Annotated in this window: 18 protein-coding genes; 7 read left to right on the top strand and 11 right to left on the bottom strand. The window is 63.8% G+C overall.

The genetic code is table 11. From position 1 onward, the window contains the following. Positions 1 to 56 precede the first annotated feature (56 nt). The 3 genes from AAFP05_RS10360 to AAFP05_RS10350 all read right to left on the bottom strand — a co-directional run bounded on the left by AAFP05_RS10360 (position 57) and on the right by AAFP05_RS10350 (position 2,011). Positions 57 to 650 carry a DUF998 domain-containing protein gene (locus AAFP05_RS10360; protein ID WP_341729790.1) on the bottom strand — a complete coding sequence of 198 codons (594 nt, stop codon included), beginning with the start codon at positions 648 to 650 and terminating at the stop codon, positions 57 to 59. A 2-nt stretch (positions 651 to 652) separates the two neighbouring features. Continuing rightward, positions 653 to 1,087: a MarR family transcriptional regulator gene (locus AAFP05_RS10355; RefSeq protein WP_341729789.1), complete on the bottom strand. Its 435-nt coding sequence runs from the start codon at positions 1,085 to 1,087 to the stop codon at positions 653 to 655. A gap of 72 nt (positions 1,088 to 1,159) precedes the next feature. Next, on the bottom strand, positions 1,160 to 2,011 hold the full coding sequence (locus AAFP05_RS10350) for a TetR/AcrR family transcriptional regulator (RefSeq protein WP_341729788.1): 852 nt from the start codon (positions 2,009 to 2,011) through the stop codon (positions 1,160 to 1,162). Between the two features lie 57 nt (positions 2,012 to 2,068). On the opposite strand from AAFP05_RS10350, the gene AAFP05_RS10345 reads away from it, so the two are divergent. Together AAFP05_RS10345 and AAFP05_RS10340 are read left to right on the top strand one after the other, a co-directional pair. After that, a complete protein-coding gene (locus AAFP05_RS10345) occupies positions 2,069 to 2,548 on the top strand; it encodes a flavodoxin/nitric oxide synthase (RefSeq protein WP_341729787.1) in 480 nt (159 codons plus the stop codon). A gap of 59 nt (positions 2,549 to 2,607) precedes the next feature. Next, positions 2,608 to 3,375, top strand: a complete 768-nt coding sequence (locus AAFP05_RS10340; RefSeq protein ID WP_341729786.1) for an SDR family oxidoreductase — start codon at positions 2,608 to 2,610, stop codon at positions 3,373 to 3,375. An 8-nt stretch (positions 3,376 to 3,383) separates the two neighbouring features. Here AAFP05_RS10340 and AAFP05_RS10335 read toward each other — a convergent pair whose 3' ends face one another. Further along, entirely contained in the window at positions 3,384 to 4,550 is a 1,167-nt protein-coding gene (locus AAFP05_RS10335; protein ID WP_341729785.1) for a hypothetical protein, read from the bottom strand. Positions 4,551 to 4,723: 173 nt separating this feature from the next. Between AAFP05_RS10335 and AAFP05_RS10330 the strand changes: the two genes are divergently transcribed. Continuing rightward, complete coding sequence (locus AAFP05_RS10330; RefSeq protein WP_341729784.1) at positions 4,724 to 4,933, top strand: DUF6767 domain-containing protein; 210 nt, start codon at positions 4,724 to 4,726, stop codon at positions 4,931 to 4,933. A 108-nt stretch (positions 4,934 to 5,041) separates the two neighbouring features. Here the strand turns inward: AAFP05_RS10330 and AAFP05_RS10325 are convergent, their stop codons facing one another. Beyond that, on the bottom strand, positions 5,042 to 5,326 hold the full coding sequence (locus AAFP05_RS10325; RefSeq protein ID WP_341729783.1) for a DUF4342 domain-containing protein: 285 nt from the start codon (positions 5,324 to 5,326) through the stop codon (positions 5,042 to 5,044). 246 nt (positions 5,327 to 5,572) lie between these two features. Here AAFP05_RS10325 and acnA point away from each other — a divergent pair, with 246 nt between their 5' ends. Next, positions 5,573 to 8,242: an aconitate hydratase AcnA gene (gene acnA, locus AAFP05_RS10320; RefSeq protein ID WP_341729782.1), complete on the top strand. Its 2,670-nt coding sequence runs from the start codon at positions 5,573 to 5,575 to the stop codon at positions 8,240 to 8,242. Positions 8,243 to 8,329: 87 nt separating this feature from the next. Here the strand turns inward: acnA and AAFP05_RS10315 are convergent, their stop codons facing one another. Together AAFP05_RS10315 and AAFP05_RS10310 are read right to left on the bottom strand one after the other, a co-directional pair. After that, complete coding sequence (locus AAFP05_RS10315; protein ID WP_341729781.1) at positions 8,330 to 8,626, bottom strand: hypothetical protein; 297 nt, start codon at positions 8,624 to 8,626, stop codon at positions 8,330 to 8,332. Beyond that, complete coding sequence (locus AAFP05_RS10310) at positions 8,623 to 9,039, bottom strand: HIT family protein (protein WP_341729780.1); 417 nt, start codon at positions 9,037 to 9,039, stop codon at positions 8,623 to 8,625. The genes AAFP05_RS10315 and AAFP05_RS10310 overlap by 4 nt, the downstream gene beginning before the upstream one ends. Positions 9,040 to 9,206: 167 nt before the next feature. Between AAFP05_RS10310 and AAFP05_RS10305 the strand changes: the two genes are divergently transcribed. Both AAFP05_RS10305 and dxs read left to right on the top strand, forming a co-directional pair. Next, positions 9,207 to 9,581: a hypothetical protein gene (locus AAFP05_RS10305; protein ID WP_341729779.1), complete on the top strand. Its 375-nt coding sequence runs from the start codon at positions 9,207 to 9,209 to the stop codon at positions 9,579 to 9,581. Between the two features lie 99 nt (positions 9,582 to 9,680). After that, entirely contained in the window at positions 9,681 to 11,582 is a 1,902-nt protein-coding gene (gene dxs / locus AAFP05_RS10300) for a 1-deoxy-D-xylulose-5-phosphate synthase (protein ID WP_341729778.1), read from the top strand. Between the two features lie 55 nt (positions 11,583 to 11,637). Here the strand turns inward: dxs and AAFP05_RS10295 are convergent, their stop codons facing one another. From AAFP05_RS10295 to msrB, 3 genes are read right to left on the bottom strand one after another with little or no spacing between them, the layout of a single operon-like run. Further along, positions 11,638 to 12,897: an HRDC domain-containing protein gene (locus tag AAFP05_RS10295; RefSeq protein ID WP_341729777.1), complete on the bottom strand. Its 1,260-nt coding sequence runs from the start codon at positions 12,895 to 12,897 to the stop codon at positions 11,638 to 11,640. Further along, positions 12,894 to 13,490 (bottom strand): DUF3000 domain-containing protein, encoded by a 597-nt coding sequence (locus tag AAFP05_RS10290; RefSeq protein WP_341729776.1) that lies wholly within the window; start codon positions 13,488 to 13,490, stop codon positions 12,894 to 12,896. Before AAFP05_RS10290 ends, AAFP05_RS10295 begins: the two co-directional genes overlap by 4 nt. A gap of 56 nt (positions 13,491 to 13,546) precedes the next feature. Further along, entirely contained in the window at positions 13,547 to 14,002 is a 456-nt protein-coding gene (gene msrB / locus AAFP05_RS10285; protein ID WP_341729775.1) for a peptide-methionine (R)-S-oxide reductase MsrB, read from the bottom strand. Positions 14,003 to 14,082: 80 nt separating this feature from the next. Between msrB and AAFP05_RS10280 the strand changes: the two genes are divergently transcribed. Continuing rightward, positions 14,083 to 15,153, top strand: coding sequence for a DNA primase small subunit domain-containing protein (locus tag AAFP05_RS10280; RefSeq protein WP_341729774.1), 1,071 nt, complete (start codon positions 14,083 to 14,085; stop codon positions 15,151 to 15,153). Between the two features lie 60 nt (positions 15,154 to 15,213). Here AAFP05_RS10280 and AAFP05_RS10275 read toward each other — a convergent pair whose 3' ends face one another. Beyond that, a complete protein-coding gene (locus AAFP05_RS10275) occupies positions 15,214 to 16,014 on the bottom strand; it encodes a CbiX/SirB N-terminal domain-containing protein (protein ID WP_341729773.1) in 801 nt (266 codons plus the stop codon). Between the last annotated feature and the right edge of the window lie 598 nt (positions 16,015 to 16,612).

Below are 16,612 nucleotides of genomic sequence, written 5' to 3'. Positions count from 1 at the left end.
CCATGCGCACCAGCGCGGTCATTCGTTCGCCGGGTGGCTTTGCTGCGTACGGCGTCTCAGGCAAGGACGATGTCAAGGGCGACGAGAACGTAGAACAGGCTCGTCGACACGAGGAATACCCGCTCCGAGATTCCGAACACCCGGCTACGAAGAGGACGGATGATCAGGGCAGTGACGAGTGCAGTCAGGCCGACGAGGGCGATCCAGGACAGGATCGATAGCAGTGTTCCGATGACACCGCCGTGCATCAGGCGCACGAAGTTGCCCATGCAGGCGTAGCTCAGCGCGAACCAGCAGATGGCGGCCAGCAGGTGGAGCTTGCCGATCGTCGTGGATGGCTCACCCTCCAGGTCGGTCGGGAGCAGCGGCATCACGATGAACACCAGGGCGAGCGCCGACAGGCAGATCACAATGCCGGTACGGTCGCGCCAGTCGGGGAAGCCGATGCCGACCGCTATGGCGAGGAACGCCCACATTGCCGCCGATGTCCAGGTCATGACGGAGCTGAGCGTGCGCGTCTTCCCGACCGAGTAGTCGCTCACGGCATGTTCGATGGGGTTGTAGTCGCTGGCGACCAGATGCAGGGCGACGAACATCGCCAGCCGGGCGATGCCTAGCAAGAACGCGATGGCGGCGACGACGACAGTCATGTTCATTCTTTTCTTTCGGAGTTTTGGTGCCAGGTGCGAAGTTCGTCATGTAAGGCGCGGATGGTCCGGGCGAGCTGCTCAGGATCGATCTGGATAGCTCGCGCGTTCTCGTCGAGCGATGACCCGAGCAATGCCGAGCACCGGTCGAGCGTCTCCGCGCCCTCCGCGCTGATTTTCAGGTGGCGGACGTTGCCTGTTCCTGGCCCGGCGGCGTCCTCGATGAGTTGACCTTTGAGCAGTGTGCGGACGATGCCGCTTGCCGCCGCCTCGGTCACGCGGATCGCCGCCGCGAGTTGTCGTCCGGTGATGCCCGGGTGCTCGGCGAGGATGATCAATGCAAGGTACCGATGGTAGTTGAGGCCTTCGGGCCGCAGGATTCGCTCCGCTTCCCGATCGAGCGTGCGGACGAGGTCGTGTAGCTCGTATGCCAGGTCCATACCTCCTAACTTAACTGCTTAAGTTAAGGCGCGCAAGAGGTGTTTCGCCCGTGCGCCGTGCGGTAGCTGGTGTCAGCCGGCCGCCCAGGACCGCTCCAGCTCGGCCGTGATCTCCTCGAGGGCGGCATGCGCCAGGGCCAGCTGAGCGTTGTCCCAGATGACGTCTGGGTCGGGCTCGAGGTACGACAGCACCAGCCCGGTCAACGCAAACGCCGGCACCGTCCAGGCACGCTCGTCCGCACCGTAAGACGCCATCCGGAAGGTGTCGGTGAGCAGCTGCGGTCTGGCGCCGAGTTCGGCCACGAACCCCGTCATGAGTGCCCCCGATGCCTCGGACATCAACCGGAATCCCTGATCGCCGTCCAGGCGTGGAACCAGCCGATAGCCGAGCAAGCGGGGCAGCCGCGCGTAGACGATGCAGCGTTGCTCGATGAACACCTGCTGCATGTCGGCGAGCGCCTGGGTGACTTCGTCACGCAGTGAACCGGCAGGCAATCCGCGATTGGTCGCGTTGAGCGCGAGGTAGGTTGCCCATTGTGCCGACGCGGCCACACGCTCAAAATCGGCCTGGATGCTGATGCGCAGGCCCTCCACGATGACATTTCTGCGGGTCTGCTCGTCGGACGCGAAGCCGGGGCTGGCATCCAGCAGCGCCATCAACTGGGCTACTTCGGCTCGCGAGTCGACCTCCAGGTCAGTGGACCTGACCGCGTCGACCAGTACATCGGCCAGGAATTGCTGTTTGTTGGGCCAGATGCGATACGCGGTGGCTCTAGACACCCCCGACGCGTGGATGATCTTCTCCAGCGAGAGGTGCTCCAGGCTCACCGTGATGCCGTGCTCGCCGATCTGCTGGAGGGCGGTGTCGAGGATCCGTTGACGCGGGGTGGATGTCGTCTGTCGGTGTTGACCGATGCTGCCCATGAGACATAGCATCTCAGATGAGACATGATGTCTCAACCTAGAGCGAGAGGCAATCTCATGCAGATCGGAATCATCGTCGAGTCGTACTGGGGAAACACCGCACAGATCGCGGAAGCCATCGCAGCGGGTGCGCGTGGCGCGGGTGCTCAGACAGTGGCCTGGAGCGCCGCCGATGTGCCCGCTCGGATCCCAGATCTGGATCTCCTGCTCGTCGGAGCGCCGACCCACAGTATGAAGCTGCCCAGCAGGTCCAGTCGGCGCACGGCTGGTCGAAGGGGAGTGCACGTGCCTGATTCCGGGGTGCGTGAATGGATCGATTCGGCTGACATCTCTTCGCTTCCGATGGTCATTACATTCGACACCCGCGTGTCGCCGCACTCGGGCTCGGCGGCCAAGGATGCGGCCAAGAGGCTCACGCGGGCCGGAGGCCGCGTCGAGCAGGGTGAGGGATTCTTCATTGCTGGCGAGCCGCCGGTGCTGAAGGACGGCGAGGCCGAACGGGCGGAACAGTGGGGGAGTCGGCTCGTCGAGAGGTGACTGTTTGGGCTAGGTTACGAAGCACCAAACTCATGAGCCGGTGAAGCAAAGGAGCATCAATGACGACCTCGGTGCTGGATCTGTTCAAGCTGGATGGCCGCCGTGCGATCGTCACCGGCGGCGGACGCGGCATCGGGCAGGCCATCGCGGTGGCCTTGGGACAGGCCGGCGCACAAGTGGCGCTGGTTGCGCGAACCGCTCAACAACTGCAGGCGTCAACCGAGAAGGTACCGAACTCGGTGGCGATTGCGGCGGACGTGATGAGTGTGGACGCAGCCGCGCTGGTGGACGATTGCGAGGACAGGCTTGGGGGCCCGATCGACATCATCGTGCACGCCGCAGGCTTCCAGCATCGCGAACCCGCCGTGGATTTCCCACGCGAGCAGTGGGACAGGCTTCTGCAGGTGCACCTGACCGCGCCCTTCGTGATCAGCCAGGAACTCGGTCGCCGCCAGCTGGAGGCTGGCGGGCCGGGCAGTCACATCTTTATCGGTTCGCTCAACAACTTTCAGTCGGTCGTCCCGGACATCGTGGCCTATGCGGCGGCCAAGTCCGGGATCGGGGGAGTCATGCGGGCTCTTAGCAAGGAGTGGTCCGGCAAGGGCATCCGATGCAACGGCATCGCACCGGGGTGGGTGCACACCGAACTCACCGAGACTCTTTTCTCCGATTGGTCACGCGCCAAGTCGATCACCGACCGAATCCCGATGGGGCGGTTGGCGGAACCTAGTGAGATGGCGTCAGTAGCTCTCTTCCTGGCCAGTGACGCATCCAGCTACGTCACCGGCCAGATGCTCGTGGTCGACGGCGGATGGACGGCAGCCTGAGCTGTTGATCAGTTGCTCGAGGTCAGGGCGAACAGTGTGAAGCCCCAGCCGATCGTGCTGCGACCTGCCTGCCGCAGCCCGGCCGCGGTGAAAAGCGCCTCATACTCGGCTCGGTCTCTGGAGCCTCCGCCGGACAGGCCGAAATCGACGAGATCTTCGGCATAGTCATGTGGGTAGGCGAGATAGGCATCGAAGACCTCAGTGAGGACGAGGATGCGTCCACTCGGACTCAGGTCTGACGCGAGGTCACTCAGATAGCGGGCGCCCTGCGCATCAGACATACCGTTGAGGGCGTTGACCAGCAGCACCGCATCCATCTGCGGCCCGACAATCCCGGTTGCCGTCACCTCGTAGCTCAATCGCCGGTGGGGTGCTGTCGTGGCTCGTAGCGCGTCAAGTTCGGCTTGCTGATCTGCGCACACCCGTGCCCGCAGGCCATCGTGGGCATTGACCAGCGCGGACGCGATGACAGCCGCTCCCAGACCGCGGATGCTGACCGAAGTGAGGTCGTCGAAGACCGCGGATTCGGCGAGGGGCGCCGCAAGATAGGCAGCCTTGGAGGCGTCGTCCGCGACTCGGTCGGCGACGATCGCCGGATCGCTCAATCGTGTCTGGGCCTCATCAAAGTGCAGCCAGTGGTGAGCCTGGGCCGGGTGATCGGGCGACTCGGTAGTGCCCGTGGCGTCCAGGAGCCCCAGCAGGCCGAACAACTCCCGCTGGGCATGGTCCGCTGCCAGATCGAGCTCATCGGCCAGATCTTCGTCGTTCAACTCGGTGCCGAATCCGGTGAGCCGATAACTGCCGTCGGAGTCGGCGTCAACGATCTCCAAGGTGACCAGGTAGCGCAGCAGTTTGGCCAGCAGGTCTCCGCGGGCGTGCGTCATCTCACCGATCTCGGCCAGTGTGCGAGGCCCGGATTCCAGTGCAGCGGGCAACCCGATGGTTACTGCGGCACGAATCGCGAACCCGGACAGAATGCCGGCGAGCTTGTCCATCTTCAGATGCTGGGCCATCGTGGACCCCATCACGTCCAAGCCCGCGAGGTCGTTCTCGGACGGTTGATCGGGCTGGCGCCGCCAATATCCGGTGATGTCCAGTTGGGCCTTCGTCAGATGCTTGTCGTCGCGCAGCCAGCGTCCGATCGCCGGAAGCGCGGTCTCATCGCCGGCAGCCAAGATCCAATCCGCGCCGGCGACTTGACCGACAGCCTATTGGATACGGTCGCGTTGCAAAAATGGGTGGTTCTGGTCCGACATGGGCCGGTGCATCGCTGGCCCGAGGCCTTCGTCCGAGCCCGACCTGCCGAGGCTTGTGGCGCGGAGCCTTCGAGCGTAGAAGTAGGTGTGAGATGAAAGAGACACGATCGGCGACACCGCGCTGCCCACTGCGTCCGGACGATCCATGCAGTCTGTGCCAACCGGGCGCAAACGGACCCCAGGACTGCGGGCTCGTCTACCTCGTGATGGACGATCCGGAATTGCGCGAGGTCTACCGGCAGATGAAGCAAAGCAAGCGCAAGCCATCGCCGACCCGCGGGTCCGCCACGACCACGGTCTGAGGCGAACCCGTTCGATCGGTCGCACGGATCGTTCGCCGGCCGGGGGAAAGCGACGCGCGAGCGGTCATCGCCTCGGTGGCACCGCCCGCGCATTATCTGTCCGGGTCGTCAGCGCTGCGGATCGTCGGTGCGGACGACCTCGACTCTCACCTTGGCCAATCCGGCGCCGATGCCTGCCAGTACGGTGATCACCGGAGCCATGAAGAGTGCGATCGCGCCACCGGCGATACCTGCGGCGAGCGGTACGGTCATCAACTGGCGGCCATCGGGATGGCGGATGATGATGCGGCGTACCGACGTGTCACGCCAAAGCTTCTTGATCGCGTTGACGAGTTGGTTGCCGGAGACCTCGAAGTTGTCGCGGGAGTCTGAGTTGAAGTTGTCCTGAGTCATGTTTCGACGCTAGCGACTGAGGCCGTCCAACCGAATAGATATGCGGGTTTTTGGGGTGCGGATAGGGGGTCCTCGCGACCCGATCGCCATCGCCGGGGATACCCAGGTTAGTGCGGCCTTGCCTCGCGGGGCGGGGAGGGATCTGCCGTTCTGGTGCCGGTCGCCCGCGACGATGCAAAGATTTAACTGATATACCGCGACGGTGGTATCTTGACGTCAAGATAATTTGCAGGATGGGGAAGCAGCATGAGCATTGACAGCTTTGGTGCCAAGGACTCACTTGAAGTCAATGGGACGTCTTATGGCTACTACCGGCTCGACAAAGTACCTGGCCAGGAGCATTTGCCGTTCAGCTTGAAGGTGCTGCTCGAGAACCTCCTGCGTACCGAGGACGGCGCGAACATCACGCACGATGACATCGCCTTCCTGGGCAACTGGGTAGCCGATTCGGAGCCGGATCATGAGATTCAGTTCACTCCGGCGCGGGTCATCATGCAGGACTTCACCGGAGTGCCCTGCATCGTCGACCTGGCCACGATGCGCGAGGCGATGGCCGATCTCGGTGGTGATCCGTCGAGGATCAATCCCCTGTCGCCCGCAGAGATGGTGATCGATCACTCCGTCATCGCCGACGTCTTCGGTTCCGCTCAGGCGCTGCGGCTCAACACCGACCTCGAGTACCAGCGCAACCGCGAGCGCTACCAGTTCTTGCGCTGGGGGCAGACCGCCTTCGATGACTTCAAGGTGGTGCCGCCGGGCACCGGTATCGTCCATCAGGTCAACATTGAGCACTTGGCACGGGTCGTCTTCCCGCGCGAGATCAATGGCGAGTTGGTGGCCTACCCGGACACCTGCGTGGGCACCGACTCACACACCACGATGGTCAACGGCCTGGGTGTGGTCGGCTGGGGCGTCGGTGGCATCGAGGCAGAGGCTGCCATGCTGGGTCAGCCGGTGTCGATGCTGATCCCGCGGGTGGTCGGATTCAAGCTGCTCGGCAAGCTCCCCGAGGGCACCACAGCGACCGACCTGGTGCTGACAATCACCGACCGGCTCCGCAAGCACGGCGTGGTGGGCAAGTTCGTCGAGTTCTACGGGCCGGGCGTGGCCGAGGTGCCGCTGGCCAACCGCGCCACGATCGGCAACATGAGCCCCGAATACGGCTCGACCATCGCGATCTTCCCGATCGACCAGATCACCATCGACTATCTGCGGCTGACCGGGCGCAGCGAGGACCAGCTGGCGCTGGTGGAGTCGTATGCGAAGGCTCAGGGCCTGTGGTTCGATCCGGACGCCACTGCCGAGTACTCGGAGTACCTCGAACTCGATCTGTCCACTGTGGTTCCGTCGATCGCCGGGCCCAAACGTCCGCAGGACCGGATCGCTCTCGCCGAGGCCCAGCAGGCATTCGAGGCGGCGCTGCCGACCTACACCAGCGACGCTTCGGCTGCGGTCGATGCGGTTATCAGCGACCAGTCGGTACGGTTGTCGAACGGCCTGGTGGGCATCGCCGCGATCACCTCCTGCACGAACACCTCGAACCCGAGCGTCATGGTTGGGGCCGGTCTGGTAGCGAAGAAGGCCGCCGAGAAGGGGCTGCAGCGCAAGCCGTGGGTGAAGACGACGCTGGCCCCCGGATCGCAGGTCGTCACGAGCTATCTCGAGCGTGCCGGACTCACTCCGTATCTGGATCAGCTTGGATTCGATGTCGTCGGATACGGCTGCACCACCTGCATCGGAAACTCGGGTCCGCTGATTCCCCAGGTGAGCAAGGCCGCGAATGCCGACGATGTGGTGGTCGTCTCGGTGCTGTCGGGCAACCGCAACTTTGAGGGACGCATCAATCCCGACGTGAAGATGAACTACCTGGCCAGCCCGCCGTTGGTGGTCGCCTACGCGCTCGCCGGATCGATGGACCTCGACCTGACCACCGATCCGCTCGGGCAGGACACGCAGGGCAACGATGTCTACCTTCGTGACATCTGGCCGAGCCCCGCCGAGATCGAAGAGGTGATCGCCGCCGCAATCGATCCCCAGATGTATGCGAAGTCGTATGCGGATGTCTTCGCCGGCGATGAGCGCTGGCAGACCCTGCCGACCCCGCAGGGCGACGTCTTCGAATGGGACGCTGAATCGACCTATGTGCGCAAGCCCCCCTACTTCGAAGACATGCCCGCCAAGCCCTCTCCGGTGACCGATATCTGCGGTGCCAGGGTTCTGCTGAAGCTCGGCGACTCGGTGACCACCGACCACATCAGTCCCGCGGGAGCTATCAAGCCGGATTCCCCGGCGGGCAAGTACCTGACAGAACACGGGGTCGAGCGCAAGGACTTCAACTCCTACGGCTCGCGCCGTGGCAACCACGAGGTCATGATCCGTGGCACCTTTGCCAATATCCGCTTGCGCAACCAGCTCGCACCCGGTACCGAGGGCGGCTTCACCCGCGATTTCAGCGCGCCCGGCGCGCCCGTGACTACGGTCTATGAGGCATCCATGGCCTACCAGCAGAAGGGCATGCCGCTGGTCGTGCTCGCCGGCAAGGAATACGGTTCCGGTAGCTCGCGCGACTGGGCCGCCAAGGGCACCATGTTGCTGGGCGTACGCGCCGTGATCGCCGAAAGCTACGAGCGCATCCACCGTTCGAACCTGATCGGTATGGGCGTCTTGCCGTTGCAGTTCCCGCCCGAAATGAATGCGGCTTCGCTGGGGTTGAGCGGGGAGGAGAGCTTCGCGATCTCGGGTGTCACCGAACTCAACACGGGTGTGACCCCGAAGACGGTCAAGGTGACTGCCACCGCCCCCGACGGCAAGGTGACCCGCTTCGATGCAATCGTCCGCATCGACACGCCAGGAGAACGCAACTACTACCTTAACGGCGGCATCATGCAGTACGTGCTGCGTAGCCTGAAGGGCTGACGGGGCCGGGCCTGCGTGGGATACCGGGTCGACAGACCCGCGGCCGGCGGCATCTTTGGGATGATGCTGTCGGCCGCAGGCGTCTCATCAGTCGTTGTCGGACGGCTCGCTTGCCGGCGCCGGTTGGGTAATAGTGTCGGCCGCTGACGTGGGTTCGTCCTCGACGGTTTTCTGGGGCTGCTCGCGATAGGGATTGCCGATGGTGGTCGAGGTCTTGGTCGCATTGCCGGTCTGATCGCGCAAGACCATGAATCCCGAGTCCAGGTCGAGTTCGCCCGGGCCCGAACCTCCTTGTTTGGAATCGACGTAGAGCGACTTCTCGGCGCGCTTGACTTCTTCCCAGTGCTTGGCTCCGGGCATGAACATGTTGACGAATTCGGTCACTTCTCTGCTCCTGCCAATTCGGCTCGCAACAACTCTGCCACGGCGTGCAACTGCTCGGACGAGGGCCTCGTTCGCGGCCAGAAGAATCCCCTCAGACCGTCGCCTTTGCTTCGGGGTACGACGTGCAGATGAAAGTGGGGAACCGACTGGCTGACTACGTTGTTGTTGGCGATGAAGGTGCCTTGGGCTCCCAGGGCTGCCTGCTGGGCCAAGCCCACGGTGCGGGCGGCTGTGAGGATCTCTGCGTAGTGATCGTCCGGAAGGTCGTAGAGCGTTTCGAAGTGCTCGACCGGGCAGATCAGCGTATGCCCAGGAAACAGCGGCCTGGCATCGAGGAAGGCGACCACGCGGTCGGTGCGCAGGATTACTTCTGCCGGCAGCCGTCCGGCGATGATCTGGTCGAAGACATCCACGCATCCATTCTGCGTCCTGCGCCTGACCAGTCCCCGGTGTATTCCGCACGAAATCACGCGGACGACGCGCCCACGGCGACCATCCTCTCGTTTTTGTCAGTGGCGGCAGGCATAATTGAAATCAATCGAACAAAGGTTCGAGATGCTTCGAGTAGGAGGAGGACGAGATGACCGCCATTGTCCATCGGTCGGCCGCCGACGTGTCCGTTCAGATCTTTGTGCCGCAAGGTTGGCCGGAGCGCGTCCAACCCCCGAGCACGCCGGGTTGGGAAGCGTCGGCGACCCACTGGCTGCTCGGTTGCTGCCCGCCGGACTTCCGCGAGTACACGGTGCTGCATCGTCATCCGGCCGTGCTGGCCCGGTTCGCGGCCGATTCCGTCGAGGCACAGATCCGGGCGACTCGACAGCGGCGCCTCGACGATCAGCCGAGTCTGCTGGACGATGAGGCCGAAGAGCTGCACCTGCTGGCGACGCGGAAGGCAATCGCATTGGTGGAGGAGGCGCTGCGCGGCAAGATCTTCATTCGCAGAGCCGTCGGCTGACTCCGAACCGGCGCCCGGTACGACTCTGCTCCTACTTGTGGCGAGCAAAACGACGTGGGGCATACTGAACAACCCGGGCAGTGCCGGTATCGTCGAACCATGCCCTTGTTGGATTCGATCAAGCAGCCAGCTGACCTGCGTGCATTGCGGCGCCCACAGCTGGATGTACTCGCCGCTGAGATCAGGCAGTTCCTGATCTCCAATGTGAGTCTCACCGGCGGGCACCTGGGGCCGAACCTCGGGGTTGTCGAGCTGACGTTGGCCCTGCATCTGGTTTTTGACTCGCCTCACGACCCGATCATCTTCGACACCGGGCATCAAAGCTACGTCCACAAGATCGTTACCGGGCGCCAGGGTGAGTTCGGTTCACTGCGGCAGAAGAACGGCCTATCGGGTTACCCCAGCCGAGCCGAATCCGCTCACGACTGGGTCGAGAACTCCCATGCATCCACGGCGCTGAGCTGGGCGGAGGGATTGGCCCAGGGCTTCCGGCTCCGCGGTGAAGCCGATCGGACGGTGGTCGCGGTGATCGGCGACGGGGCGCTCACCGGAGGCATGGCGTGGGAGGCTCTCAACAACATCGCCACGGCCGACGACCTTCCGCTGGTTGTGGTCGTCAATGACAACGGGCGCTCCTATGCCCCAACCGTAGGCGGGTTGTCTCGTCAGCTCGGGACGATCCGCACCGATCCGCGCTACGAGCAGACGCTGGACGCGATCAAGACGCAGATGCGGCGAGCACCATTCGGCCGCACGGCCTATGAGGTGTTGCACGGCATGAAGCTGGGCCTTAAGGACATGCTGGCGCCGCAGGTACTGTTCAGCGATCTCGGATTGAAGTACCTCGGGCCGATCGACGGGCACGATCTCGATTCGCTGGTTCAGGCTCTCGAGCTGGCCAAGGACTTCCGCAGGCCTGTCATCGTGCATGCCATCACCAAGAAGGGGCGTGGCTTCCGGGCGGCCGAATTGAACAAGGCGGATCACTTCCACACCGTTGGCCGCATCAACGCCACTACGGGTGAACCGATCAGCGCTGCCGTGCAGACGACCTGGACAGATGCTTTCGCCCAGCAGATGAGCGAGGCCGCCGATACGCATCCGAATGTCGTGGCGATCACCGCTGCGATGCTGCATCCGGTTGGGCTCACCCAGTTCGCTGCCGATCATCCGGAGCGAACCTTCGATGTCGGTATCGCCGAGCAGCATGCCATGACGATGGCCGCCGGGCTGGCGGCGGCGGGAATGCATCCGGTTTTCGCGGTCTACTCTACCTTCCTCAACCGTGCCTTCGACCAACTACTGCTGGACGTGGGAATGCATGGGCTCGGGGTGACGATCGTGCTCGACCGGGCCGGCATCACCGGGCCCGACGGCGCCAGTCATAACGGGGTCTGGGATGTCTCAGTCACAGGAATCGTGCCGGGGCTGATGCTTGCCAGTCCGCGCGATCAGCCGCGGCTCGCGGAAGTCTTCAACCAGGCCATCGATACCGACGATGCTCCCAGCCTCATTCGTTACAGCAAGGAAAAGCTGCCCGATCCGATCCCGGCAATTGCCCGCCGCGACGGCATTGACCTGTTGTCGGTGGACGATGACGCCGACGTGCTCGTGGTGGCCTGGGGGGCGATGTGCTCGCGTGCCCTCAAGGCGGCGGAGCTGCTGCGCGCCCAGGGCATCACGGCGGCAGTTGCCGACCCGGTATGGGGCCTGCCGATCAACGACGCACTGGTTGAGATGACCCGCGGCTACCGGCTGGTGGTCACCGTTGAGGACAATCTGATTGTCGGAGGCCTGGGGTCGCATCTCGAACTCGCCATGGATGCGGCCGGGATCGAGGTGCCGATGCACCAGTTCGGCGTCCCACAGCAGTACCTGCGGCCGGCCACCCGCAGTGAGATTCTGGCCGAGCTCGGGCTCACCCCGCAAGCAATCGCTCGCGAGATCACTCAGATCATGGTGGCCCGCGCTGAGCCCGCAGCCGAGACGCTTCGCGGCTAGGGGTCTCCAGATCCCAACCGCGGGCGCGTCCGGTCACGCGCACAGGGTCCCTAGGTCAGCTGAGTTTCTCCAGTACCAGCGGGACGATGAACCCTCGCTGCCAATCGCGGACATCGTGGGCGGTGAGCAGATCTGCCAGCGACGCAGCATCCAGCGACTCGAGTTCCCACAGCAGATCTTTGAGCGCGTTCGGGGAGATGAGGTTTTCCACCGGCACGTTCAACTGGTCGGCTAGCTCCATGACCGCTGGGCGAACCTGTTCCCAGCGTTGCCAGGCCTGCGGATTGAGCCGTTCCCAGTTGCGTGGGGCTGGGATCCCGGTGCTCGCGGTGCGCAACGGCGGAAGCTTGCTCGTGGGCAGTTCTGCGACCCGGTCGAGGGCTGCCAGCCATTCGGACTGGTAGGTCCGGGCCTGGCGGCGCTTGAATCCGTCGATGCTACGCAGTTCCCGTTCGGTAGGCACACCCGGATGGGTGCGGGTAACCACTGCAGCGAGTTCGCTGATGGCCTTGTCCTGCAGAATCTTCGAGGGCGCCTTGTCGGTCTCCTGGGCGACTCGGTCGCGCACCGTCCACAGCTCTCGCACGATCGCCAGACCACGGGGAGTGCGCACGTGATGTGAGCCGGAGGTGCGCCGCCATCGATCGGGATGCTCGGCGATCGGACGCACGGCCCAGCGGCACAGCCATTCGAATTCCTGTCGCGCCCATTCGTCCTTGCCTGCCGCAGCCAGTTCTGCGCTCAGCTGATCACGCAACTCCTGCAGGAGTTCGACATCGAGGGCCGCATAGGCCAGCCAATCGTCCGGGATCGGACGACGTGACCAGTCTGCTGCGGAGTGCTCCTTCAGCAACTGGACGCCGCAATGGCTGCCCACGAGCGCAGCGAGCCCGACTCGCGGTAGGCCGAGCAGGCGTCCGGCCAGTTCGGTGTCGAAGAGCTTGGTGGGACGTAGCCCGAGCTCAACCAGATTGTGCAGATCCTGGGTGGCGGCGTGGATGATCCACTCCTGATCGCCGATCAATTCCTGCAAGGCGAAGAACTGAGCGACCTCGGCGTCGTCGAGTTGGAAGGCCGTGGGATCGATCAGAATGATCCCCGAACCTTGACGCTTGAGTTGCAGAAGGTAGGCCTTGGACGAATATCTGAAGCTCTGCGCGCGCTCGACATCGATCGCCACCGGTCCATGACCTGCCCGCAGGGTGTCCATTGCAAGGCGCCGGCTGTGAGCGTCGTTGACGACCGGCGGCACGCCACTGGCCGGTTCAGCCAGAACCGGCAGATCCGCCAGGTCCTGCTCGCCTGTGTCGGTCATTGCCGTTCCAGTCGCGTTGTCAGCGAAATAACGCCGTCGGCCATCGGGGGCAGTCCGGCTGTGGTGCCTAGCAGCGCTTGCCAAGCAGCCAGATGGGGGACGATATCGACGAGTTCTGTGAACTCGGGCGTCCATGATGCGCGGATTTCGATCTCGGCACGGTCTGCTTCACCGGCCAGCTCCCCGAAACTGCGGCTGGAGACTGCTGTGACGGTTCCCGAAGCGTCGTGGTATTCGGCGTCGTTGGTCACCAGAGCCTCGGTCAGCCAGGTCCAGCCGACTTCGGCCAGCAGGGGATCGGTGACCATCTCCAGATCGACATTGGCTCGAGCGAAGCTGACGCATCGGTACGTGCCGTGCCAGGCCTGGCTGCCGCTCGGGTCGTACAGGACGATAAGACGCCCGGTGCCGGCCTCGTCATCGGTGGTGGATAGGACGCTTGCCTCGATGGCGTAGGCATGCGGCGCAATGCGTTGGGGCGCCGGTATCTGCTCGACCTGTATCTCGGGGCGCCAGCCGAAGGACTCGATCGCGTCGGTAATGCGTTCGAAGGATGAGTCACCGCTCATCAGCGTCTCGACCTCACTTAGCACATCCCTGACAATAGGCGGCAGCCCTGCTGCGGGCCCGTAGACGCGCCGACCAGGTGTCAGGCACCGGGCTGCGCACCCCGGTCGGCCTGGTCGTCGGGTTCGAACGTCAGACTGATCGAATTGATGCAGTAGCGCAGGTCGGTGGGCGTGTCATAGCCCTCGCCCTCGAAGACATGTCCCAGGTGCGAATCGCAGTTCGCACAGCGCACCTCGACACGCGGACGGGCGAACAGCGAGCGATCTTCGAGATAGCGCACTCGCTCCTCGGCAAGCGGGCCAAAGAAGCTCGGCCAACCGCAATGCGACGGGAACTTGGTTGTCGAGCGGAACAGTTCGGTGCCGCAGGCGCGGCAACGGTAGACGCCCTCGGTCTCGAGGTCGGTGTACTCGCCGACGAAGGGGGCCTCGGTACCGGCTTCGCGCAACACGTGGAATTCGTCCGGATTCAGCTTGAGGCGCCATTGCTCATCGGTGAGCCTGAAAACGCCGTTGCCTGGCATTGAAGTGGTCATATCGACTCCTCTCGCACAATCTCCAGCCTAGCCAGCTGGTTAAATCCTCAATTGCTTGCACTGACCCCTAGGCTTGATGCATGGCGACGACTGCGGTGCAACTGGATGTCGCGGGTATTGAGGTGAGGCTGTCCAGTCCGGACAAGATCTATTTTGCGGAGCTGGGCATCAGCAAGCTCGATCTGGCGAACTATGCGATCGGCGTTGGCGAGGGATTCCTCGCCGGACTGCGGATGCGCCCGACCACGCTCGAACGATGGCCCGGCGGTGTGCGGGAAGGCATGAGAATGGCTACCCGGGCCGATGGCAAGGGCGATGCCTTCTACCAGAAGCGGGCTCCCGAAAAGCGCCCGGAGTGGGTGGACGTTGCCGAGATCACGTTTCCTTCGGGCCGCAAAGCCACCGCTATCATCCCGTCGAATCTGGCCACGATCATCTGGGCCATGAACCTGGGAACGCTGCGCTTCCATCCGTGGCCGGTGACCGCTCCGCAGGTCGATCTGGTCGACCAGCTTCGGATCGATCTGGATCCACAACCGGGCACCGACTTCGCAGACGCGACAGTAGCAGCCTTGGAACTGCGCGAAGTGATGGGAGAACTGGGGCTCGAGCCCTACCCGAAGACCAGCGGTGGACGCGGCATCCATGTTTTCTGCATGATCGAGCCGGTCTCGTTCGTGGACGCCCGGCATGCGGCGATCGCGATCGGACGAGAACTCGCCCGCCGGATGCCCGATCGGGTGACGGTCGACTGGTGGAAGGAGAACCGTGGCGAGCGCATCTTCGTGGACTTCAACCAGATGGCCCGTGACAGGTTGATGGCCAGTCCGTACTCGGTGCGTCCGGTGCCGCAGGCCCGGGTATCCGCTCCGCTGACCTGGGACGAAGTACCGCAGGTGCATCCGGACGACTTCACCGTGGTCACCATGCCCCAGCGATACCGCGAACGCGGGGACGTCTGGGCGCCACTGTATTCGTCCAAGCCACAGAGCGTCGAACAGGCGCTGCGACGCTACGAACTCGGATTGAGCATGGGCCTGACAGACATGCCCTACCCTCCCGAGTACCCGAAGATGCCGGGTGAACCGCCCAGGGTGCAGCCGAGCAAGCAGAAGCGGGACGACAGCCAGTACTCATCGCCGTCCGTATAAGGGCCGTCCGGTCGGACGACGAAGAGCCGATCAGGGGCGGAGATCAGAGCCGTCCGACGATCAAAGCACCTGGCGAGCGGCTGTTTCGACTACGGACTCGGCCATCTGTGGCGCGAACTGGTCGTCCAATAGTTCCATGGCCGCGAAAGAGTACCGGGCCATCGCGAGATCCCCGATCCGCGGATCAGGACCTAAGGGGGCGCTGACCGCCAGAGCACCGTTGGCGAGCGCGAGGTCGGCTTGCTGCCGGTAGGCCTCGGTGGGGGAGATGAACAGCGAGCCGACCGCGATGTTGCGGCGTCCGATATGACGCAGGCTAGCGATCGCGGCCGCGACATCCGGGCCGGAGCCATCGCCGTGAGCGACCAGGACAGGCAGCTTGTGATGAGTCGCCCACTGCCGGGCGCGGCGGGCGATGAGGCCGGCACCGCGAGTATCCCCCCAAGACGGAGTGAGAAGGACCAGGCCGTCGAGTTCGGTGGCATGAACGGTCGACAGTACATTGCGCAGCCGCATGTCGAGCAGATTGAGCAACTCGAGGGCCGGGCCTATCGGCCGAGCCATCACCGACTTCACTTCCGGGCGGTGATCACGGACCGCGGATAGCACGCTGACCATCTTCTCGGCCGGTCCGCAGACCCGGGAGAGATCGAGTGGGACGAGTACGACCTCGTCGACGCCGCGGTTGGCCAGGGCTCCGATCACCTGAGGGCCGGTTGGAGGGCAGCTGTCAGCGAAGGCCAGATGAATCGAAATGGTCGGACGCTGCGACTGCAACTCGTGGCGCAGGGTGTGATACACCTGCTCGACTCGAGAATCGGTCGTGCCTTGCGCAAGAAGAATCAACGCCGGAGCGCTCATCAGCTGCCTGCCCTTTCCCTCATATTCTGCTGAAGGCCCGGCGCCCTTGCCGCGTCACGTAGCTTTAAGATGCGACGCGGGGGGCACCCAAAGCAAATTTGATCTCAATATCTGAGACGCAGCGGCAATAAAACTGTCGGAGTTGCCATGGGGGCTGTCGATTGGGCGCACTCGCAAAGCAGAAGATCTTTCGGTTTTCCACCCCTAGGGGGCTGCTGCTATGGGGGTGCTGCCGATTTCGTGCGCGGAGCGGTTCGCTTCGGTGTACAAGCGTCCGTGCGCTCCGTGAGGCTGCTCTTGCACCGGCCGCCGGCCGCTCGAGGCATTCCGGTGGGTGGCCCCGGCGATGGATGATCCAGCGGCCCCGTCGCATCGCGTGCCGGACCCTCAAATGCCAGTCGAGTGCCACGAGATCCGCAAGAAGACCCGGCTCCAGGGGTTTCCTCCAGTAGGAGTGTCCCGGTGATGTCGTGTAGAGGTCGCGTGGCCGAGAAGGGGCCGCTCGAGCCAGGTATATTCCATAGTCAAATGGCACTTCGCCAGGGTGGGCGATACTGGGTTCGAACCAGTGACCTCTTCGGTGTGAACGAAGCGCGCT

The organism is Brooklawnia sp., assembly GCF_032229645.1.
Lineage (GTDB): Bacteria > Actinomycetota > Actinomycetes > Propionibacteriales > Propionibacteriaceae > Brooklawnia.
This window is presented reverse-complemented; position numbering and strand designations above follow the sequence as displayed.